The organism is Micrococcus sp. HOU01 (assembly GCF_035609305.1).
GTDB classification, from domain to species: Bacteria; Actinomycetota; Actinomycetes; order Actinomycetales; family Micrococcaceae; genus Micrococcus; species Micrococcus luteus.
The window spans coordinates 2,495,260-2,514,942 of the sequence record NZ_CP141211.1 but is presented as its reverse complement, the minus strand read 5'-3'; the positions used below and the strand labels follow the sequence as shown (position 1 = coordinate 2,514,942).

At 73.9% G+C, this 19,683-nt stretch carries 16 protein-coding genes and 1 pseudogene; 6 read left to right on the top strand and 11 right to left on the bottom strand.

The window, feature by feature from the left end; translation table 11 throughout:
* Window positions 1-154: 154 nt before the first annotated feature.
* Window positions 155-2,470 carry a DEAD/DEAH box helicase family protein gene (locus tag SOY78_RS11535; RefSeq protein ID WP_051995273.1) on the top strand — a complete coding sequence of 772 codons (2,316 nt, stop codon included), beginning with the start codon at window positions 155-157 and terminating at the stop codon, window positions 2,468-2,470.
* A 254-nt stretch (window positions 2,471-2,724) separates the two neighbouring features.
* Window positions 2,725-3,189, top strand: coding sequence for a hypothetical protein (locus tag SOY78_RS11530; protein WP_138976771.1), 465 nt, complete (start codon window positions 2,725-2,727; stop codon window positions 3,187-3,189).
* Between the two features lie 131 nt (window positions 3,190-3,320).
* Here the strand turns inward: SOY78_RS11530 and hutG are convergent, their stop codons facing one another.
* The 7 genes from hutG to SOY78_RS11495 all read right to left on the bottom strand — a co-directional run bounded on the left by hutG (window position 3,321) and on the right by SOY78_RS11495 (window position 9,943).
* Window positions 3,321-4,367 carry a formimidoylglutamase gene (gene hutG, locus SOY78_RS11525; RefSeq protein ID WP_036315803.1) on the bottom strand — a complete coding sequence of 349 codons (1,047 nt, stop codon included), beginning with the start codon at window positions 4,365-4,367 and terminating at the stop codon, window positions 3,321-3,323.
* Window positions 4,368-4,441: 74 nt separating this feature from the next.
* The gene (locus SOY78_RS11520) at window positions 4,442-4,957 is read right to left on the bottom strand and encodes a CoA-binding protein (protein WP_036315806.1); all 516 of its coding nucleotides are present in this window, start codon (window positions 4,955-4,957) and stop codon (window positions 4,442-4,444) included.
* 3 nt (window positions 4,958-4,960) lie between these two features.
* Complete coding sequence (locus SOY78_RS11515; RefSeq protein WP_036315810.1) at window positions 4,961-6,331, bottom strand: O-acetylhomoserine aminocarboxypropyltransferase/cysteine synthase family protein; 1,371 nt, start codon at window positions 6,329-6,331, stop codon at window positions 4,961-4,963.
* A 224-nt stretch (window positions 6,332-6,555) separates the two neighbouring features.
* Window positions 6,556-7,488, bottom strand: coding sequence for a hypothetical protein (locus SOY78_RS11510; protein ID WP_049147891.1), 933 nt, complete (start codon window positions 7,486-7,488; stop codon window positions 6,556-6,558).
* A 209-nt stretch (window positions 7,489-7,697) separates the two neighbouring features.
* Complete coding sequence (locus SOY78_RS11505) at window positions 7,698-8,234, bottom strand: metallophosphoesterase family protein (RefSeq protein WP_036315813.1); 537 nt, start codon at window positions 8,232-8,234, stop codon at window positions 7,698-7,700.
* 8 nt (window positions 8,235-8,242) lie between these two features.
* On the bottom strand, window positions 8,243-9,049 hold the full coding sequence (locus SOY78_RS11500) for a DUF1648 domain-containing protein (protein ID WP_043279474.1): 807 nt from the start codon (window positions 9,047-9,049) through the stop codon (window positions 8,243-8,245).
* A gap of 15 nt (window positions 9,050-9,064) precedes the next feature.
* On the bottom strand, window positions 9,065-9,943 hold the full coding sequence (locus SOY78_RS11495) for an EamA family transporter (protein ID WP_020624947.1): 879 nt from the start codon (window positions 9,941-9,943) through the stop codon (window positions 9,065-9,067).
* Window positions 9,944-10,146: 203 nt separating this feature from the next.
* Between SOY78_RS11495 and SOY78_RS11490 the strand changes: the two genes are divergently transcribed.
* The 3 genes from SOY78_RS11490 to SOY78_RS11480 all read left to right on the top strand — a co-directional run bounded on the left by SOY78_RS11490 (window position 10,147) and on the right by SOY78_RS11480 (window position 13,302).
* Window positions 10,147-11,025, top strand: a complete 879-nt coding sequence (locus tag SOY78_RS11490; RefSeq protein WP_036336727.1) for a siderophore-interacting protein — start codon at window positions 10,147-10,149, stop codon at window positions 11,023-11,025.
* 138 nt (window positions 11,026-11,163) lie between these two features.
* Window positions 11,164-11,961: a hypothetical protein gene (locus tag SOY78_RS11485; protein WP_145951194.1), complete on the top strand. Its 798-nt coding sequence runs from the start codon at window positions 11,164-11,166 to the stop codon at window positions 11,959-11,961.
* A 51-nt stretch (window positions 11,962-12,012) separates the two neighbouring features.
* Window positions 12,013-13,302, top strand: coding sequence for a M20 metallopeptidase family protein (locus SOY78_RS11480; protein WP_324701608.1), 1,290 nt, complete (start codon window positions 12,013-12,015; stop codon window positions 13,300-13,302).
* Here SOY78_RS11480 and acs read toward each other — a convergent pair.
* Window positions 13,251-15,456 (bottom strand): annotated as a pseudogene (gene acs, locus SOY78_RS11475) (acetate--CoA ligase). The gene SOY78_RS11480 and the pseudogene acs sit on opposite strands and share 52 nt — an antisense overlap.
* A 210-nt stretch (window positions 15,457-15,666) precedes the next feature.
* Between acs and SOY78_RS11470 the strand changes: the two are divergent.
* A complete protein-coding gene (locus SOY78_RS11470) occupies window positions 15,667-16,923 on the top strand; it encodes an acyl-CoA dehydrogenase (protein ID WP_270618153.1) in 1,257 nt (418 codons plus the stop codon).
* Window positions 16,924-16,954: 31 nt separating this feature from the next.
* Here the strand turns inward: SOY78_RS11470 and SOY78_RS11465 are convergent, their stop codons facing one another.
* From SOY78_RS11465 to SOY78_RS11455, 3 genes are read right to left on the bottom strand one after another with little or no spacing between them, the layout of a single operon-like run.
* A complete protein-coding gene (locus tag SOY78_RS11465) occupies window positions 16,955-17,821 on the bottom strand; it encodes an ABC transporter permease (RefSeq protein WP_230260483.1) in 867 nt (288 codons plus the stop codon).
* Window positions 17,818-18,837, bottom strand: coding sequence for an aliphatic sulfonate ABC transporter substrate-binding protein (locus SOY78_RS11460; RefSeq protein ID WP_324701607.1), 1,020 nt, complete (start codon window positions 18,835-18,837; stop codon window positions 17,818-17,820). Before SOY78_RS11460 ends, SOY78_RS11465 begins: the two co-directional genes overlap by 4 nt.
* Window positions 18,834-19,682, bottom strand: a complete 849-nt coding sequence (locus SOY78_RS11455) for an ABC transporter ATP-binding protein (RefSeq protein WP_251650119.1) — start codon at window positions 19,680-19,682, stop codon at window positions 18,834-18,836. Before SOY78_RS11455 ends, SOY78_RS11460 begins: the two co-directional genes overlap by 4 nt.
* Window position 19,683: the final 1 nt, after the last annotated feature.

Here is a 19,683-nt window from a genome sequence, read left to right as displayed (position 1 = left end):
CCGCGACGCTCCCGCGCGGCACGTACACGGGCACCCAGCGAATGAGGAGTGGTCGGCGACATGTGTGCGATTCTCGCACACATGGCACTGGCGGTGAACCCTCGTCGCATACGCTGATGCGTTCGAGAACAAGCGCCGCGCCGCACTGCTGGTGATGGCCACCGGCACCGGGAAGACGTGCACCGCCGTCGCCCTGGTGGACCAGATGGCCCGCGCCGGATGGGTCAAGCGCGTGCTCTTCCTGGCGGACCGGCAGGCCCTCGTGAAGCAGGCCGCGGACGCCTTCGTGGAGCACGGCTTCGTCGGCACCACCGTGAACCTGCTGAAGAACCGGCACGGGGAGGGACGCGTCTACGCCTCCACCTACCCCACCATGCTCGGCCTCATCCAGGAGTCCACCGGCCAGGGCGCCCGCTTCGACCCCGGATACTTCGACCTGGTGATCGTGGACGAGGCCCACCGGTCCGTATACGCCAAGTACGGCGAGATCTTCCGCCACTTCGATGCCCTTCTCGTGGGCCTCACCGCCACCCCCAAGGACGAGATCGACCGGAACACCTACGGCCTCTTCGGCCTCGAGCCCGGCGTGCCGACTGATGCCTACACCCTCGACGAGGCCGTGGCGGACGGGTTCCTGGTGCCGCCGCGGGGCGTCTCCGTGGGCACCACCTTCCTGCGTCGCGGCACCCGGTACGATCAGCTTCCCGCCGAGGAGCAGGAGGCCTGGGACGCGCTGGACTGGGGCGAGGACGAGGCGCCCGAGGAGGTTTCGAGCGAGGAGATCAACCGGTTCCTCTTCAATGCGGACACCGTGGACCGCGTGCTCTCCACCCTCAGGGAGCACGGCCACAAGGTGGCCGGCAGCGAACGGCTCGGCAAGACCATCGTCTTCGCCAAGAACCAGCCGCACGCCGAGTTCATCCTGCAGCGGTTCGACGCCCAGTGGCCGGAGCTCGGCGGCCGGTACGCCCAGATCATCACCCACGCCAGCCGCTACCCGGACGCCCTGCTGGACGACTTCAAGACCCCCGGCAAGGCCCCGCACATCGCCATCAGCGTGGACATGCTGGACACGGGGGTGGACGTGCCCGACGTCGTCAACCTCGTGTTCTTCAAGCTCATCCGCTCCAAGACCAAGTTCTGGCAGATGATCGGCCGCGGCACCCGCCTGCGCCCGGACCTCTACGGGCCGGGGAGGGACAAGGAGGACTTCCTCGTCTTCGACTGGTGCCAGAACCTCGAGTTCTTCAACCAGGACCTCCCGGAGTCCGACGGCTTCACCCAGAGGTCCCTCACCCAGCGGTTGTTCGAGGACCGGCTCGCGCTCGTCGTCGCCCTCGACGCCCTGGACGATGACGCTGGGGCGCCCGCCGCCGTCGGGCCGGAGGAACGCGCGGTGCGCGAGCTGCGCCGCACCGCCGCCGAGGAGCTGCAGGCGGCCATCGCCCGCCTGACCCTCGAGAACGTCCTGGCCCGCCCTCTCCGCCGGGAGGTCGAGGAGTTCCAGCGGCCTGAGGCGTGGACGTCCCTGAGCGCCCAGGCCGCCGAACGGGCACGTGCGCTGGCCGGGGTGGTCACCGGGTTGCCGGGGGAGGACGTCGACGCCAAGCGCTTCGACCTGCTCATCGTGCGCCGGCAGCTGGCAGACCTCACCGGGGAGGCTGGCACGGCCGAGCGCATCCGGGCCACGGTGCAGTCCCTCGGGGAGAACCTGCTCTCCAAGGACGCCATCCCCGCCGTGAAGGAACAGATCATCCTCCTCGAGGCCGTGGCCGGGGAGGAATGGTGGGAGGGCGTCACTCTCGGCATGCTCGAGCACGCCCGGAAGAAGCTGCGCGGGCTCGTCCAGTTCATCGAGAAGGTCCGCCGCTCCCGCGTATACACGGACTTTGCGGACACGCTCACGCAGCTTGAGGAGGTCGACGTCGTGCGGCCGACGCCCGGCGTGGACATCGAACGGTTCTGGGCCAAGGTCAGCGAGCCGCTGCGCCACAACGAGTCCTCGCTGGCGCTGCAGAAGCTGCGCCACGGCAAGCAGCTCACCGAGCCGGACCTGGAGTCGCTCGAACAGCTGCTCCGGAGCATCGGGGCCGAGGACGCGCACCTGGCCGCGGCGAAGTCCGAGGGCGAGGGACAGTTGGGCCTGTTCGTGCGCATGCTAGTGGGGATGGATCGTGCCGCCGCGCAGGGCGTGGTCGCGGACTTCGTCCAGGACCGGACGCTCACCCAGGCGCGGATCCGCTTCCTGGGTCACATGGTGGAGGAGCTTACCGCCAATGGCGTCCTGGACGCCGGCCGGCTGTTCGAATCTCCCTACACGGACGACGCCCCCGGGGGGCCGTTCGGCCTGTCCGAGGAGGCGCAGGTGTACTCCCTGCGCGAGCGGCTGGACCTCGTCCGGACGTCTGCGATGGTGCCGGGACCAGAAGCGAACGCGGGCGGGGACGAGGCGCGCGGCGTCGTCGCATGACCTGACCGGACGGTGAGCCGAGTCGTGATATCCGCCCTTCTGCGAGCCTCCAGTTTCTATGACTGCTCACGTAGTGTTCAGACATGACTCCCGTCACCTGCCCCAGGGCCCCCAAGCGAGGCCATAGGAAAGAAACTGCTCGTGCACGTTGTCCGCACTGTGGCTCTTCCCCAGGTCCGGGCGTTACCCCACCAACAGAGACATTGATCGCTCTGCCCCCAGGGCCGGAGGGTGCCGATAGACAGACTTCCCCAATGGAATGTGAGCGACGTCGTCGAATCGATGAAGTGCTTCAGTTGGCTGGTGACCTTCTGGTCACGGAAAGCATCCGGGAAGTTCGTACGCACCTTCTCGATTTTGCCGTAGCCTACGGCGAACAGGGGCGTGGACGAGTGCGGCGCCATGCTATGTGCCAGGTACTTGCCGAGGTGGCGAATGCGCTAGATCCAGGCGAATACATCGATGAAGCAGCCGCTCGCATCAGGACAGCCCTCGCCACGGCAGGTCTTCCTCGACCGGTCGTCGCCTTGGCAATCGCAGCGACAAAGAAGATTGCAGCGGGAGCCGTGGAGGGGATCAATCCGACTGGGCAGATTCGTTTGGCGATCTGGATGCTCATCTCTGTGCTCTGCCCGAGGCCGGAGGTGTGCCCGGCTCAGCCAAAATCAGGCGTGGAGGTTCTTAAAGAAGCTCTGGAAGATGCAGAGTCTGCTTTCTGATCATCACAGAGGCTGAGTGACCCTCAACGCACCTCGCTACCTCAGCGGCGGTGGCGGCCGACGATCGTGTGGATCAGCCGCACCGCGGCCCTCGCGGTGCGGCCCCCGCGCCCGAATGGACCCCGGCCCGCTCAGGCCAGCAGCGACGCGTCCGTCCGGTGACGGCTGACGATCGTGTGGATCAGCCGGGCCGCGGCCTTCGCCGTGCGGCCGTCCACGTCCAGGGCGGGGTTGAGCTCCACGACGTCGGCCAGGGCCAGCTTCCCGGACTGGGTGGCCTCCAGCGCGCACGCGTGGATCACCTCGTACGGCACGCCGAAGCCGGCCGGTGCGCTCACCCCTGGGGCGACGGCGGCCGGCAGCACATCCAGGTCGATCGTCAGGTAGAGCACGTCCACGGCGTTGATGAAGGAGCGCACCCAGCGGCGCACGCCGGTGACGTCGGCGGTCTGGGCCTGCTCGTCGGTCACCCACGTGACCCCGCGTTCGCGCGCGGTGTCGAACAGGGCCCGGGTGTTGTTGGCCTCGCTGATGCCCACCACCGCGTAGGAGAGCTGATGCTCCGCCCCCTCGGCGTCCCGCAGCGCCTGCAGGAACGGGGTGCCGGAGCTGGGCCGCGGCGCCTCGCGCAGGTCGAAGTGCGCGTCCAGGTTGAGGATGCCCACGCGGGTGCCAGCAGCCACGCGCGTGGAGCCGGTCAGGCCCGTGATCGAGGCGTAGGCGGTCTCGTGTCCGCCGCCGAGCACCACGGCCAGGTCGTGGGCGTTCAGCAGCCCGCTGACCACTGTGCCCAGCTCGGCCTGGCCCGCCTCGAGTTCGCCCGGGGCGTCGTCGTCGCCGCGGTCCACGGACACGTCGCCCGCGTCCACGAGCGCGCCCGTGCCCTCGAGGTACGCGAGCGAGGCGAGCGCACCGCGCAGCGCCTCCGGGCCGTCCTCGGCTCCCACGCGGCCGTGGTTCCGGCGCACGCCCTCGTCCGAGGCGAAGCCGATGAGCGCCGTGGACCGCGCGCCCGACGTCGGAGCGCCGGCGCCGGGGTCGCGCTGCGGCGTCGTGGGCTCGCCGCGGCCGTCGGCGGGGCGGACGACCTGGTGCCAGCGCAGGTGCTCGGGGGTGTCACCGTCGGTGCGGCCGGTCCAGGCGGGGGAGAGGGACGAGGAGGGGAGCTCGGAGGTCATGGGACCATCCCACGCCATCGACGGGCGGGTGCGCAACGACGGCCGGACGACGCCCGACACGGGGCGTCGCCCGCCTAGCGGTCCAGTTCCTGGCGCCGCGAGCTGATCACGCCGGTGACGAAGCCGGCGAGGTTGAGCCCGCCGTGGAAGCGGGCGTGCTCGATCTTCACGCAGCGGTCCATCACGACCTCCAGGCCCGCGGCCTCGGCCTGGCGCGCGGCGTCCTCGTTCCAGATGCCCAGCTGCAGCCACACGGTCCGGGCGCCCACGCGGGCGGCGTCCGCCACCACCTCGGGGGCGTCGGAGGACTTGCGGAACACCTCCACGAGGTCCGGGGTGACGGGCAGGCCGTCCAGCGAGGCGTACACGCGGTGGCCGAGGATCTCCTTGCCGGCCGCGGCGAGCACGGGATTCACGAAGTAGACGTCGTACGTGGTCGAGCTCAGCAGGTACGTGGCCACGAAGTAGGACGCACGGGCCGGCTTGTCCGAGGCGCCGACGATCGCGATCGACCGGGTGCGCCGCAGCATCGCCAGGCGCTCGGGGGCGCCGGGGCCGGTCCAGGTGCGCTCGGGGTGGGTGGTGCTCATGGCTCAGGCCTCCTGCTCTGCGGGGACGACGGCGCCGTCGCGGGCGCGGCCGGTGGCCTCGGTCAGGGCCTGGTCCAGGTCCCAGAGGATGTCCTCGAGGTCCTCGATGCCCACCGAGATGCGGATGAGGTCCGCCGGGATGCCCGCGGCCACGAGCTGCTCGGCGGTGAGCTGCTGATGGGTCGTCGTGGCGGGGTGCAGCACCAGCGTCTTCGCGTCGCCGATGTTGGCCAGGTGGGAGGCCAGCTGCAGCGCGGAGATGAAGCGCGACGCCGTCGCGCGCCCGGCCTCCGGGCCGGAGGCGCCGTCGTCGGTGTCCGTGGCTGCCGGGGCCACGCCGAAGCTGAACACCGAGCCGACGCCCCGGGGCAGCAGCTGCTGCGCGCGGGCGTGGTGCGGGTGGTCGGGCAGGCCGGCGTAGCGGACCCAGGAGACGCGCGGGTCCTCGTCCAGCCACTGCGCCACGGCCTGCGCATTCGCCAGGTGGGCGTCCATGCGCGGGGCCAGCGTCTCGACGCCGAGCAGCAGCTGGAACGCCGACTGCGGGGCCAGCGACGGGCCGAAGTCGCGCAGCTGCTCCGAGCGGAGCTTGGTGAGGAAACCGTACTCGCCGAAGTTGCCCCACCAGGAGACGCCGCCGTACGAGGGCACGGGCTCGGTCATGGACGGGAACTTGCCGTTGTCCCACGGGAAGCGGCCGGACTCCACCACGACGCCGCCGAGCGTGGTGCCCTGCCCGCCGAGGAACTTCGTGGCCGAATGGATGACGATGTCCGCGCCGTGTTCGATCGGCCGGATCAGGTAGGGCGGGGTGAGGGTCGCGTCCACGACGAGCGGCACGCCGTGCCGGTGGGCGACGTCGGCCAGGCCCGGCAGGTCCACGACGTCACCGGAGGGGTTGGCGACGATCTCCGTGTAGACGGCCTTGGTGTTGGGCTGGAGGGCGGCCTCGAAGTCCGCGGCCTCGGCGGAGTCCACGAACGTGGTCTCGACGCCGAACCGGCGCAGGGAGACGTCCAGCTGGGTGATCGTGCCGCCGTACAGCTTGGAGGACGCCACGATGTGGTCGCCGGCCCCGGCGAGGGCCGCGAAGGTGACGAACTCGGCGGCCATGCCGGACGCCGTCGCGACGGCCCCGATCCCGCCCTCGAGCGTGGCGACCCGCTCCTCGAACGCGGCGACCGTGGGGTTGCCGATCCGCGAGTAGATGTTGCCGTACTTCTGCAGCGCGAAGAGGTTGGCGGCGTCTTCGGCGGACTCGAACACGAAGGAGCTGGTCTGGTGGATCGGCACCGCGCGGGAGCCGTGGACGGCGTCCGGGACGGCGCCCGCGTGCAGCGCCTGGGTGCGGAAGCCGAACTCGTGGTCAGCCACGGGGGTCCTTTCGATGGAGGCTTCGGGACAGTCCGCCCCATTGTCCCGGGCGAGGCGCGCCGGGGGCAGGGTGGGCACGTCGCAGAGCGTCACGCGGCGCCGGCCGGTGCCGTGCAACGCGGGTTGAGTTATCACCGGTTACGCGGGCCTGGACCCGTGACAACTCAACCCGCGTTGGACGGGACCCATGACAACTCAACCCGCGTTGGACGGGCGGGGGCGGATCAGCGCGTGCGGGCGAGCCGACGCCGGACCAGCCCCACGATCCGCCCGAACCCAGCGCGCTGGTCCTCCCAGGTGCAGCGCAGGGTCGTCCATTCCCGTTCGAGGCAGTACGCGTCCCGACGGGCGTCCCTCGCCTGCTGCTGAGCCGTGCGGTGGCCGGCGCCGTCGTACTGGAGGGCCAGGCGCGCCCCCCGGTACCCGAGGTCCACGACGGGCGAGGCCGGGTCGGCCGGGTCGACGGCGACCTGCAGCTCCGGCTCCGGCAGCCCGGCCCGGATCAGCGCGAGCCGGAGGAAGGTCTCGGGCGGGGAGTCGGCCCCGACGCGCACCTCCGCCAGCGCGGCACGTGCGAGACGGACACCCGGCCGGCCACGGCAGCGGGCGAGCACCTCCGACAGCTCGGACACGGTGGCCACGGGGTCCGCCCGGCCCGTCGGCGTCCACGGCGGACGCACCAGGTGGTCGCCGTCCGCGATGAGCCAGTCCACCTCGTGGGGGCGGAGCATCCCGGCGAGGTCGAACCAGGTGCGCGCCGCCGTCGTGACGCGCTGGCCGTCGGGAAGCTCGAGCACGTGGTCGGAGGGCAGCCGCACCCGGTGGCTGACGACGCCGTCCAGGTCGGTCCGGTGCGTGCGCGCGGAGCGGTCGAAGGTCAGGTGCAGTCCGGCGGGCCGCGCGAGGCGGGGCGGCAGCGGCAGTCCGTGCCAGAGGGCGGCAGAGACGTGGGAGACCACCCCGCCCGTGAGGCGGACCAGCGCGGCCGCGCCGTCCGGGGCGCACGGGTCGGGGATGCCCGCGGTGTGCACGCCGCGGCAGATCCGGGCGAGGTCTGCCGCGAGGGTGCGGCGCCACGGCAGGCCGGCGGCGTGCAGCTCGGCCGTCGTGAAGGCGCCCGCGGCGAGGGTGGACGGCAGGGGCGTGCGCGCGGTCATGGGGTGAGCCTGCCGCCCCCCGGCCCTGCGACGGGCCGAACCGACGCGCCCTGGGGAGGGCCGCCGTCGTCGTGGTGGCTGTGCAGGAGCGGCCGGCCCGCCGGTCATGGTGGCACCGGCGCGACGCGGGTTGAGTTATCACGGGCGCGAGCCGCCTGGACCCGTGATAACTCAACCAGCGTTGCAGGGGGGAGCGGCCGGCCCGTCGGTCACGGCGTGCGGTCCACGGACACCAGCTCCACGTCCTCGAGCCGCCCGCCCCGCACCACCGCGCGCATCAGGGTGCACACCGGCTGCCGCCTCCGGTCCGTGCAGGAGCCGGGGTTGAGCAGCCGCAGCCCCGGGTTCGCGGTGTCCGGACCGGCCACGGTGTCCCACGGGATGTGGCTGTGCCCGAAGACCAGCACGTCCGCGTCCGGGAACGCCGCGGCCATGCGGCGCTCGCGGCCGGCCGCCGGGCCCGTCTCGTGGACCATCGCGATCCGCACCCCGCCGATCTCCACGCGCGCCACCTCGGGCAGCCGCGCCCGCAGCCCAGGCCCGTCGTTGTTGCCCCACACGCCCACCAGCCGGGCGGCCCTCGCGTCGAGGTCGTCGAGCACGTCCTCGGCCACCCAGTCGCCGGCGTGGAGCACGACGTCGGCCCGCGCCACCTCGGCCCACACCTGCGCGGGCAGAGCGCGGGCGCGCCGCGGGATGTGGGTGTCCGCGATCAGGAGCAGGCGGGCGGCGTCGTCGTCGGGCACGGTCCGCCTCACCGTGCCGCGTACGCGCCGAGCCAGATCGCCAGCGGCAGGCCGACGATGAACACGGCCACGAATCCGCGCACCAGCCACCGGCCCACCGGGGTGGCGAGGTTGACCGTCGCGCCCACCCCGTAGCCGGGACGCTTGGCGGGGAAGACAGCCGGGTCCTCGGGGTCGCGCTTGAGCCCCAGGGGCGTCCACATCTCGTCCTCGGCGCGTTCCGCGGCCGTGGGCCGGTACTCGAGGTCCGCCGCGACGCGGTCCGACCAGCGCGTCCACCGCTGCGTTCCGGCCCGCAGTACCGGGAAGATGCCCACCATGAGCACGGTCAGTGTGAGGGGCAGGAGCCACCACGGCATCGTCCACGCCCCGGCGGCGAGCACCTCGGCCGTCGTCGGGGCCAGCACCAGCACGATGAGCACGCACGACCACCCGAGGCTTTCCTGGACCCCGCGGTGCACCCCCGTCTGGCGCACGCGCCGCCACGGGGACAGTCCCGGATCCGTGGGGGTGAGGGCGGTGACCATAGCGGAGACCAGCGCCAGGAAACCCGTCATGCCGAGGCCGATCAGCGGCCCCGCCGCCACCGTGCCGAACGAGGTGTCCTCCCACGCATCCGGCCGCCCGTCGACGCCCCAGTGCGTGGGCACGCGCTCCGGCAGGCCCGGCAGGGCGACGAGGGCCCACCCCAGCAGCGCCAGGCACAGCACGGCCGCGAGCAGGAACGGCAGCCACGGACGCAGCCGGCCACGGCGCAGGGCGGCGCGCTCGGCGGCGGGGACGTCGTCGGGGGCGGGACGGGACGGGTGGGGCATCGACACAGGCTAGCCTCAGCCCCTGCCCGCCACACCCGGTGACCGGCCCGTCCAGACGGCGGCCGCGCACGCCGCGATCACCAGCAGCATCCCCGCCAGGTCCAGCGGGGTGAGCTCCTGCCCGCGCACGGCCCACGCGGTCAACGCCGCCGCGATCGGCGACAGGCACGTCAGCAGGGAGAACAGCGCGGTCGGCATGCGGCGCAGCACCTGCAGGTCGATCCCGTACGGCACCGCCGTGGACAGCAGCGCCACGGCCAGCCCCACGCCCAGCACCACGGGAGAGAGCAGGGCCGCCCCCGCCGTCGCGACGCCGACCGGCAGCGCCACGAGGGACCCGGCGGCCGTCGCCAGGGCCAGCCCCTGCACCCCCGGCAGATGGGTCCCCGCGCGCCGCGAGAGCAGGATGTACGCCGCCCAGCACGCCGCCGCGGCCAGCGCGAGCGCCACCCCCACCGGGTCCAGTCCCGCCCCGCCGATCCCGCCGCCCGCGCTGAACCCCTCCCGGCCGAGCACCCCGATCCCGGCGAGCGCGAGGGCCGCCCACGCCGCCGACCGCCACGACGGCCGCGCCGCCACGGACAGCGCCAGCGGCCCGAGCACCTCGAACGTCACGGCCACGCCCTGCGGGATCCGTGCGAACGCCTCGTAGATGGCCAGGTTCATGCCGGTCATGGCCGCGCCCAGCCCGACGACGGCGGCCCACCCCCGGGGGCCCAGGCCGGCGAGGGCGGCGCGGCTCGGCCGGGTGACGAGCAGCAGCACGGCCGCGGAGAACACCACGCGCAGGGCGACCATGGCGGACGCGCCGACGTCGTCGAACAGCAGGCCCGCCACGGACGCGCCGAGCTGCTGGCTCAGCAGTGAGAGCAGGACGAGCAGGACGAGACGCACGGGCTCAGCCTAGGGGCGCGCCGCGCCACCCCGGCCCCGGCCGGCGCGGGACCGCTGCTGCCGGAGGACCACCGGGGGGCCCGGTTCCGCCGACCCCGACGCCGCGGGGAAACGTCACGCTGACGTGCGCTAATCCGCCTCGTCGTGGGAGGGTGGGCGACGCGTGCCCGCGCAGACCCCGCCCCCGACCCCAGGAGGCCCGCATGGCCCGGCCCCAGACCGTCCTCACCGTGGTGGCCGCCCGCCGGCTCACCCCGCACCTCGTGCGCCTGACCCTCGGCGGCGAGCAGTTCGACGCCGTCCACGCCCGCTGGGCGGAGAAGGGCGCCACGGACCAGTACGTGAAGCTGCTCTTCGCCGACCCCGCGCTCGGCCTCGAACCCCCGTACGACCTGGACGCCCTCCGCGAGCGTCTCGCCCCGGAGCAGCTGCCGGTCCGCCGCACCTACACGGTGCGCCGCATGGACGCGGCCGCCCGCACCATGGACGTCGACTTCGTGGTCCACGGCGCGGACGGCGACGGCGCCGCCCCCGGGCACGACGGCGGCCTGGCCGGGGCGTGGGCGGCGTCCGAGCCGGTGGGGCAGCAGGTCGCGTTCCTGGGCCCGGGCGGCGCCTACCGACCCGACCCCACCGCGGACTGGCACCTGCTCGCCGGCGATGAGTCCGCGCTGCCGGCGATCGCCGCCGCCCTCGAGGACCTCGCCGCCACGGACGCCGCGGCGGCCGGTCTCGCGCTGATCGAGGTGACCGACGCCCGGAACGAGGTGCCCCTGACCGCGCCGGCCGGCGTCGAGGTGCGCTGGCTGCACCGCGGCGGCCCCTTCACCCCGGAGACGACGCGGTTCGCCGCCGCCGTCGAGGACGCGGCGTGGCGGGACGGACGGGTGCACGCGTTCGTGCACGGCGAGCGGGAGCAGGTCAAGCGCGTCCGGGCGCACCTCACGGACGTGCGCGGCGTGGACCGGCGGCAGCTGTCGGTGAGCGCGTACTGGGCCTACGGCCGCGCCGAGGACGTGTTCCAGGCGGAGAAGCAGACCCCGGCGGGGCAGATCTTCGAGGACGGCACCACCGGCGGCTGACCCGCACAGGGTCGGCACAGTAGAAGTTCCGGCGTCCCTCAGGGCATGACGGGCCAGGGGTGACGTGAGAGGGTCGACGCGACATCGTCCGGCGGTCCCCGGCCGCCGGCACGTCCGCACCTCTGTGAAGGAGTCCCCATGAAGACGCCCGCACGCCTCGCCGTCGGCATGCTCGCCGCCTCCGGTCTGCTGCTCACCGGCTGCGCCTCCGACCCGACGCTGGAGGAGAGCTGGCCCGAGGTCCGCCAGAAGGTCGTGGATGCCGAGAGCCTGCGCCTGAAGATGGAGGGCACCGCCGCCGACAAGGAGGAGGACAAGGACGACGCGTCGGCCTCGGCGTCGCCCTCCGCCTCCCTGGGCACGGACGCCATCCAGTCCGCGAACGTGGACCTCGCCGGCGCCACCGACGACTCCCACCTCCGGGGCACCATGAACGTGGACATGGGGGCGGCCACCATGGCCATCGAGGTCCTGCGCCGGGACGCCGACGTGTTCTTCAAGCTCAAGGCCGACGGTGACGACCTGCCCCCGGAGATGGGCATGTTCTCCACCCTCGTGGGCGACCGCTGGATCAAGACGAACGCCGAGCAGGCCGCGCAGATGGACATCTCACTGGAGGAGATCATGTCCGACCTCGAAGAGGACATGCCCGCCGCGGACGCCTTCGACGGCAAGGACCTGAAGGCCGAGGAGGTGGAGCTCGAGGGCAGGAAGTACCTCAAGTACGCGCTGCCCGAGGAGCACCACGAGTTCGGCCGGACGATGCTGATCGACCCGGAGAGCACGACCCTCTACCGTCTCGAGGACGTGAACTCGGAGGACGAGGACGTGGACGCGAATGCCACCTTCACCGAGTGGAACGCGGTCGAGGCGCCCGAGGCCCCCGCCTCGGAGGACGTCCTCGACCTGGCCGAGCTGCAGGAGCTGGCCGGCTGACCCGCTGCGCGATCCAGGTGGGCCGGCGGGGCGCCACGGCATGATGTCCTCATGGACCGCGCCGCCCCCACCCCGCCCGTGAACGCCCTCGCCCCGGACCTGCCGGAGGACATCGCCCGGGAGGCGATCGCCTTCCGCCGCCTCCTCCACGGGCATCCGGAGCTGGACCTGCACCTGCCCCGCACCCAGGCCGCCGTCCTCGAGCGGCTCGAGGCCCTGCGTGCTGAGGCGGGGGAGGATGCCGCCACCGGCCGCCCCGCGCTGGAGACGGGCGTGGGCCGGGCGCTGAGTTCCGTCGTCGTGGTGCTGCGCGGCGGGGCCCCGCTGCCGGAGGGGGCCCGGCGGCCGGTCGTGCTGCTGCGGGGGGACATGGACGCCCTGCCCGTCACGGAGGAGACCGGGCTGGAGTACGCCCCCGCCGTGCCGGGCACCATGCACGCCTGCGGCCACGACCTGCACACCGCCGGCCTCTACGGCGCGCTGGCGTGGCTGGTGCGCCGTCGCGGGGAGCTCACCGCCGACGTGGTGGCCATGTTCCAGCCCGGGGAGGAGACCGGCGGCGGCGCCCTGCACATGATCCAGGAGGGACTGCTGGAGGCGGCCGGGCGACCGGTGGACGCCGCCTACGCGATCCATGTCTCCTCGGGCACGTACCCGCGCGGCGTCCTGCGCAGCCGCCCGGGGGCGATCCAGGCCGGCTGCGACGACCTGGTGGTGACGGTGCACGGTCGAGGCGGGCACGGCTCCGTGCCGCACCTGGCCCAGGATCCGGTGCCCGTGGCCGCCGAGATGGTGCTGGCGCTGCAGTCCGTGGTCACCCGGCAGTTCGACGCCTTCGACACGGTGGTCGCGACCGTCGGGCACCTGAGCGCGGGCACGGCGGCCAACATCATCCCGGACAGCGCCACCCTCGCCCTCACCCTGCGGACCTTCTCCGCGGACGCCCGCGCCCGGCTGCGCGCGGCCGTGGAGCGCATGGTGCACGGGATCGCCGCGGCGCACGGCATGAGCGCGCAGGTCCGGGCGGACTGCGCGTTCCCGGTGACGGCCAACGACGCGGACGCGGTGGCCTTCGCCCGCGGGGTCGTGGAGGACCTCTACGGGGCCGACGCCTACCGGGAGCTGCCCGAGCCTGAGCCCGGCAGCGAGGACTTCTCCGAGGTCCTCCAGCGGGTGCCCGGGGCCTACGTCCTGCTCGGGGCGGTCCCGGAGGGCGTGGACCCGGACGAGGCCCCGGTCAACCACTCCCCGCAGGCCGTGTTCGACGACGCCGTGGTGCCGCGGGCCGCTCAGGTGCTGGCCGAGCTGGCGCTGCGGACGCCGCCAGCGCCGGCGTCCTGAGCGCGACGGCCGGCCCGGAGCACCTCGGCGATCTGTGCGACGCACGGCTCGTTCTGGAGGCTCGTGGTGTCCCCGAGCGCGGTGCCCTGGTGCAGCTGCGTCAGCAGCCGCCGCATGATCTTGCCTGAGCGGGTCTTGGGCACGTCGGGGACGAAGACCACCTCGGCGGGCTTGGCCACGGGCCCGATCACCCGTCCCACGTGCCGCCGCAGCTCCTCGGCGCGGTCGGCGGCGGAGGCGCCGGGGCCGTCGTCGCCGGCCAGCCAGCCCTCGTGCGCCACCACGAAGGCGACGGCGGCGTGCCCGGTGGTCTCGTGCGGCACGGGGCACACCCCCGCCTCGATCACCTCCGGGTGCGCCACGAGGGCGGACTCGATCTCGATGGTGCTCAGCCGGTGCCCGGAGATGTTGATGACGTCGTCCACGCGCCCGAGGATCCAGACGTCGCCGTCCTCGTCCCGCTTGGCGCCGTCACCGGCGAGGAACCAGCCCGCCTCGCCCTGGTCCGCGTAGTCCTCCCAGTACGAGTGGAAGTAGCGGGCCGGGTTCCGCCACACGGTCCGCGCCATCGACGGCGAGGTGCGGGTGACCACGATCCGGCCCTGCAGGCCCTCGGGCGTGGGGGCGCCGTCGTCGTCGACCACGGCCACGTCCACCCCCGGCAGGGGTCGGGAGCCGCAGCCCGGCTTGAAGGCCGTGTCCGTGGGGCGCGGGGAGAGCACGGTGGCGCCCGTCTCGGACTGCCACCACGTGTCCACCATCGGCAGGTCCGGGGTGTCCCGGCCGATCTGGGTCCGCGCCCACGTCCAGGCCTCCGGGTTCACGGCCTCGCCCACGGTCCCGATCAGGCGGATCGAGGACAGGTCCGGACCGCCGTCCGCGTGCGCCGGGATCCCGTCCGGATGCCAGCCCTTGAGCGAGCGGATCAGGGTGGGCGCCGTGTAGTAGCTCGTCACCCGGTAGCGCTCGATCACCTCGAAGTGCCAGGCCCGGGTGCGGGGCGTTCGGCACGCCCTCGTAGATCACCTGCGTGACCCCGTTCGAGAGCGGACCGTAGATCTCGTAGGTGTGCGCGGTGACCCAGGCCAGGTCCGCGGTGCACCAGTGGACGTCGTCGTCGCGCCGTGCCGGGTCCGGGTGGGAGAACAGGAAGTCGTGCGTCCACGAGGCCGCGGCGAGGTACCCGCCGGAGGTGTGCACGAGCCCCTTGGGCTGTCCCGTGGTGCCGGAGGTGTACATGATGAACAGCGGGTGCTCCGCGTCGAAGGCGCGCGGGGTGTGGGTGTCCGGCTGGCGGTCCACGACGTCGTGCCACCACAGGTCTCGGCCCTCGGTCCACGGGATGTCCCGGTGGCCCGTGCGGTCCAGGACGAGGACGTGCTCGATCGCGTTGTCCCCGGACACGGCCTCGTCCGCGTTGGCCTTCACGGGGACGGCGGCACCGCGGCGGAACTGGCCGTCGGTGGTGACGAGCAGCTTGGCGCCCGTGTCCTCGACGCGGAACCGCAGCGCCTCCGCCGAGAACCCGCCGAACACGAGCGAGTGCACGGCGCCGATCCGCGCGCACGCCAGCGTGATGACGATCGTCTCGACGAGCACGGGCAGGTACACGACGACGCGGTCGCCCGCCTCGATGCCCAGCTCCTCGAGGGCGTTCGCGGCCTGGGCGACCTCGCGCTGCAGCTGTGCGTAGGTGACGGCGCGGCGGTCGCCGGGCTCGCCCTCGAAGTACAGGGCGACCTTCTCCCCGCGCCCCGCCGCCACGTGCCGGTCCACGCAGTTCACGGCCACGTTCAGGGTGCCGTCCTCGTACCAGCGGATGTCCGGGCCGCGCTCGGCGGCCGGGTCCGGGGCGGTGAGGGAGCGTGTCCGGGTGAAGGGCCGCTCCCAGCTCAGACGTCGGCCGGCCGCCTCCCAGAACGCGAGCCGGTCCGACTCGGCCACCGGACGGCCGTCGCCGCGCCCGCCGTGCAGCCGGTCCGCCGGGCGGCCGGGGTGGACGTCCGGGTCGGCGGCGTCGACCAGCGTCTGCGGGAGGGGGCCGGGCAGCGTCGCGAGGGCCGCGGCGGGCACGCCGTCGTTCGGGCCGCGGACAGCCCCGGAGGCGCCCTCCTCGGCCGGGTCGGGGCGGGCGGGGTCCTCGGTGGGCGTCATGGGCGGCGGTCCTCCTGGTCGGCGGGTCCGACCAGGGTAGGGACGCCGACGACGGCGCTCCGCCCGCCGTCGTCACCGGCGGTCATGCTCGGCCCGCCGGGCCCCCGCGGGCGTCCGGCGCGGGCCAGGGCGACGGCGGCCGGTGGGGACCCCGTCCCACGGCCGTGACGCCCCGGCCGCCTGGCTGCCCGCGCGTGTCAGAGTAGGTCCATGACCACCTACGCCACCCTCGCCGCCCGGTACGCCGACGCCTTCGACTCCGTCGCCCACGGCGAGCGGGCCCGCGAGGCGGGTCGGCACCTGCCGTTCGCCGCGCTCGGGGAGCTGCAGGCCGCCGGGTTCGGCAAGGTCGGCGTCCCCGTGGACGCGGGCGGCGAGGGCGGCGGCAGCGAGACCGTGCTGCGCCTGCTCATGGATCTGGCCGCCCGGGACGTGAACACCGCGCACGTCTGGCGCTCCCACCTCGTGTTCATCGCCACGGCCATGGACCAGGCGCCCGCCCGTCGGGAGCGGTGGCTGCGGCACATCGTCGACGGGGACTGGGCCGGCTCCGCGCTGGCCGAACGCGCCGGCGGGGCCGCGCCGGGCCGTGCCGCCACCCTGGCCAGCCGGGACGAGGGCGGCACCTGGGTCGTGCGGGGGCAGAAGTACTACGCGACCGGCTCGGCGTTCGCCACGTGGACCGCCGCGACCGTGGGCATCGAGGGGGCGGACCTCGTCTCGCGCCGGAACTCGAAGCGGGCCGGGGGCGCGGTCCGCGAGCCGGACCGGGCCGTCGCCGTCGTGCGCGTGCGTCAGCCGCGCGTGGGCATCAAGGACGACTGGGACGGGTTCGGCCAGCGCCTGACCGCCACCGGGTCCGTGGTGCTCGACGACGCCGCGGCCGAGGAGCTGCTCGAGGTGCCGCGGCAGGACGGGCCGGTGCCCGTGCTCATGGAGGCGACCCTGCTGGCGCTGCAGGCCGGGATCGGTCGGGCGGCGCTCACGGAGGGCACGCAGCTGCTGCGGAAGCGGCGCCGCACCTTCAACACCGGCACGGCCGCGCTGCCCAAGGACGACCCGCAGCTCCTCGAGATCATGGGGCAGCTGGCCGGGCGGCAGGCCGCGGCCGAGCTGATGGTGCGCGAGGTCGGGCGTCTGCTCGACGAGGGGCAGGACGGCGCCGACGGGGCCGGCCCGGCTCAGGCCGACGTCGTGGCGGCGTGCGCCGAGGCGATGGCGGCCGCGTACCGGGCCCAGGCCGTGGTGCCGGAGGCCGTCCTCGAGGTGTGCACCCGCATCTTCGACACGCTCGGCGCGTCGGCGACGTCGGCCGCGCTGCGGCTCGACCGGCACTGGCGCAACGCCCGCACCCTCGCCACCCACGACCCGGCGGCGTTCAAGGTGCGCATGGCCGGCGACTGGCTCGTGAACGGCACCCCGCCGACCGCCTACACGTCGGCGGGCGAGGTCCCCGAGGGGGACTGACCCGGCAGCGAGGCGGCCGGACGTGCCGGGCTCAGGCCCAGCGGCGCAGGGCCCGGCGCTCCAGCAGGCCGAGCAGCCAGTCGGTGAGCTTGCCGAGCACGGCGAGCAGGATGATCGCCAGGATCAGGCGGTCCGTGCGTCCGTTGTTCTGCGAGTCGGTGAGCAGGAAGCCCAGGCCCATCGAGGACGCGATCAGCTCCGCGGCCACGAGGAACAGCCAGGCCTGGGCCAGGGCCAGCCGCAGGCCGGAGAACACGGCCGGCACCACGGCGGGCAGCTGCACCGTCCGCAGCAGGGACAGCCCGTGGTAGCCGAAGGCCCGACCGGCCTCCACCAGGTGCGGGTCCACATGGCGCAGGGCGGCGTAGACGGTGGTGAACACCGGGAAGAACGCGCCGATCGCGATGAGGGTGACCTTGGACTCCTCGCCGATCTGCATCCACAGGATCAGCAGCGGCACCCAGGCCAGCGAGGGCACCGCGCGCAGCGCCCCGATCAGCGGGGCGAACAGCGCGTCCGCCCACCGGGACAGCCCGAGCGCGGACCCCACGGCCAGCCCGAGTGCGGCGCCGAGCAGGAAGCCCAGCAGCACGCGCTGGGTGGAGATCCCCACGTGCAGCCACAGGTCGCCCCGCTCCAGCAGGTTGACGCCGGCGCTCAGCACCGCGCCGGGGGAGGGCAGCTGCACCGCGGAGAGCAGCCCGGCGGCCGTCACCGCCCACCACAGCACCAGGAGGACGGCGGGCGCGGCCAGGCCCACCACCGCCCGGGCGCCGGGCCGGTCCAGCACCCGGGACCGCTGCCGTCGGCGCGCCCCCGTGTCGCCGTCGTCGTGACCCGACCGCTCGCGCGCCTCGGGGCCCGTCGTCGCGGCGGGGGTGGTCAGGGCGGTGCTCATCGGATGGCCTCCTCGGCGAAACGGGTGTCCAGGATGCTCGCCAGGGCGGCGTCCACCTGGTGCTGGTAGTCGACGGACCCGGTGTCGACCAGGATCCGTCCGACCCCCGTCAGGGCGTCGAGCAGCTCCTGGCCCGGCACGGGGCTGACGTCCGCGTTGGTGCGTTCGAGGATCACGGTGCGGGCGACGTCGGGAGAGATCTTCGCGGCCTCGGCCAGGATCCCGACGGTCTCGTCCGGGTGCTCGAGCGTCCAGGCGCGGGCGCGTTCGTACGTGTCCAGGACGGTCTGGGCGGTCTCCGGGTCCTCCTCGAGGAAGGACTCCGTGGCGTTGAGGACGGAGAACGTGTTCAGGGCGAGGTCCCGGTGCAGGAAGCGGGCGCCCTCGGCTTCGGCCTTGGCCATGATCGGGTCGAGCCCGGACCACGCGGCCACCGATCCGCCGGCGAGGGCGGCGCGGCCGTCGGCGTGCTGCAGGTTCTGGATCTCGACGTCGGCCGGGTCCACCCCGGCGGCCTCGAGCGCCTGGACGGCGAAGAAGTACGGGTCCGTCCCGCGCGTGGCGGCCACCGTGCGGCCCGCGAGCTGGGCGACGTCCGTGATGTCAGAGCCGGGCGGGACCATGAGCGCGGACCACTCCGGCCGCGAGGCGATGCCCACGATGCGCGTGGGCGCTCCGTTGGCCCGGTTCAGCAGCGCGGCCGAGCCGGCCGTCGACCCGATGTCCACGGAGTTCGATCGCAGGAGTTCGTTGGCCTTGTTGGAGCCGGCGGAGAACACCCAGTTCACCCGGACGCCGCGGGGCGCGAGCGTCTCCTCCAGCCATCCCTGATGGCGGATCACGAGGGAGAGCGGGTTGTAGGTGGCGTAGTCGATGCTCAGCGTGTCCGGACCGTTCACCGGCCCGGCCCCCGCCTCACCCTGCAGGACGCATCCGCTCAGGCCCAGGGGCAGGGACGCGGCCAGCAGGCCGAGCGCCGTGCGACGGGTCAGGGATGCGGTGCCCGCGCCGCTCATCGGGCGTGGCTCTCGACGCCGAGGCCCTCGAGGAGCTCGGAGCGCAGCCGGGCCAGGCGGGCGTCCGCGCGGTCGCGAGGACGGGCCCCCGGCACGTCCACGATCCGCCCCACGGTCGCTCCGGGGCGGGCCACGCCGTCGGGCGCGGGGACGTCACGGGCGAGCAGCAGCACGCGGTCGGCGAGCTGCAGGGCCTCCTCCACGTCATGGGTGATGAGCAGGACGGTGGTGCCGGTGGCGGCGTGCACGTCCAGCAGCAGGTCCTGCATCTTCAGGCGCGTCAGGGCGTCGAGCGCACCGAAGGGCTCGTCGAGCAGCAGCACGCCGGGGCGGCGCGCCAGGGCACGGGCGAGCGAGGCCCGCTGGGCCATGCCGCCGGAGACCTCCCGGGGGCGGTGCTCCGCGAAGGGCGCGAGGCCCACGAGCTCGAGCAGCTCCTGCACGCGGGCCCGGCCCGCGGCGCGGTCCAGCCCCCGGGGCAGGCCGAGTTCCACGTTGCGGCGCAGGGTGCGCCAGGGCAGCAGGCGCGGCTCCTGGAAGCCGACGGCGGTGCGCTCGTCGTAGGGGCGCACGGGCGAGCCGTCGATCAGCAGCTCTCCGTCGAAGTCCGGGTCCAGGCCGGCCACGGCGCGCAGCAGCGTGGACTTGCCGCAGCCGGAGGCGCCGATCACGGCGAGCACCTCGCCGGGCGCCACGGTCAGGTCCACGTCGCGCAGGACGACGCGTGGTCCGTCCGCGGTGGGGAACGTGCGCCCGACGCCGCGGAAGACGACGTCGAGGCTGTGGCGGTCCTCGACCCGGACCGGGGTGGAGGCGGTGGCACGGGAAGGCGCGTGCACGCTCATG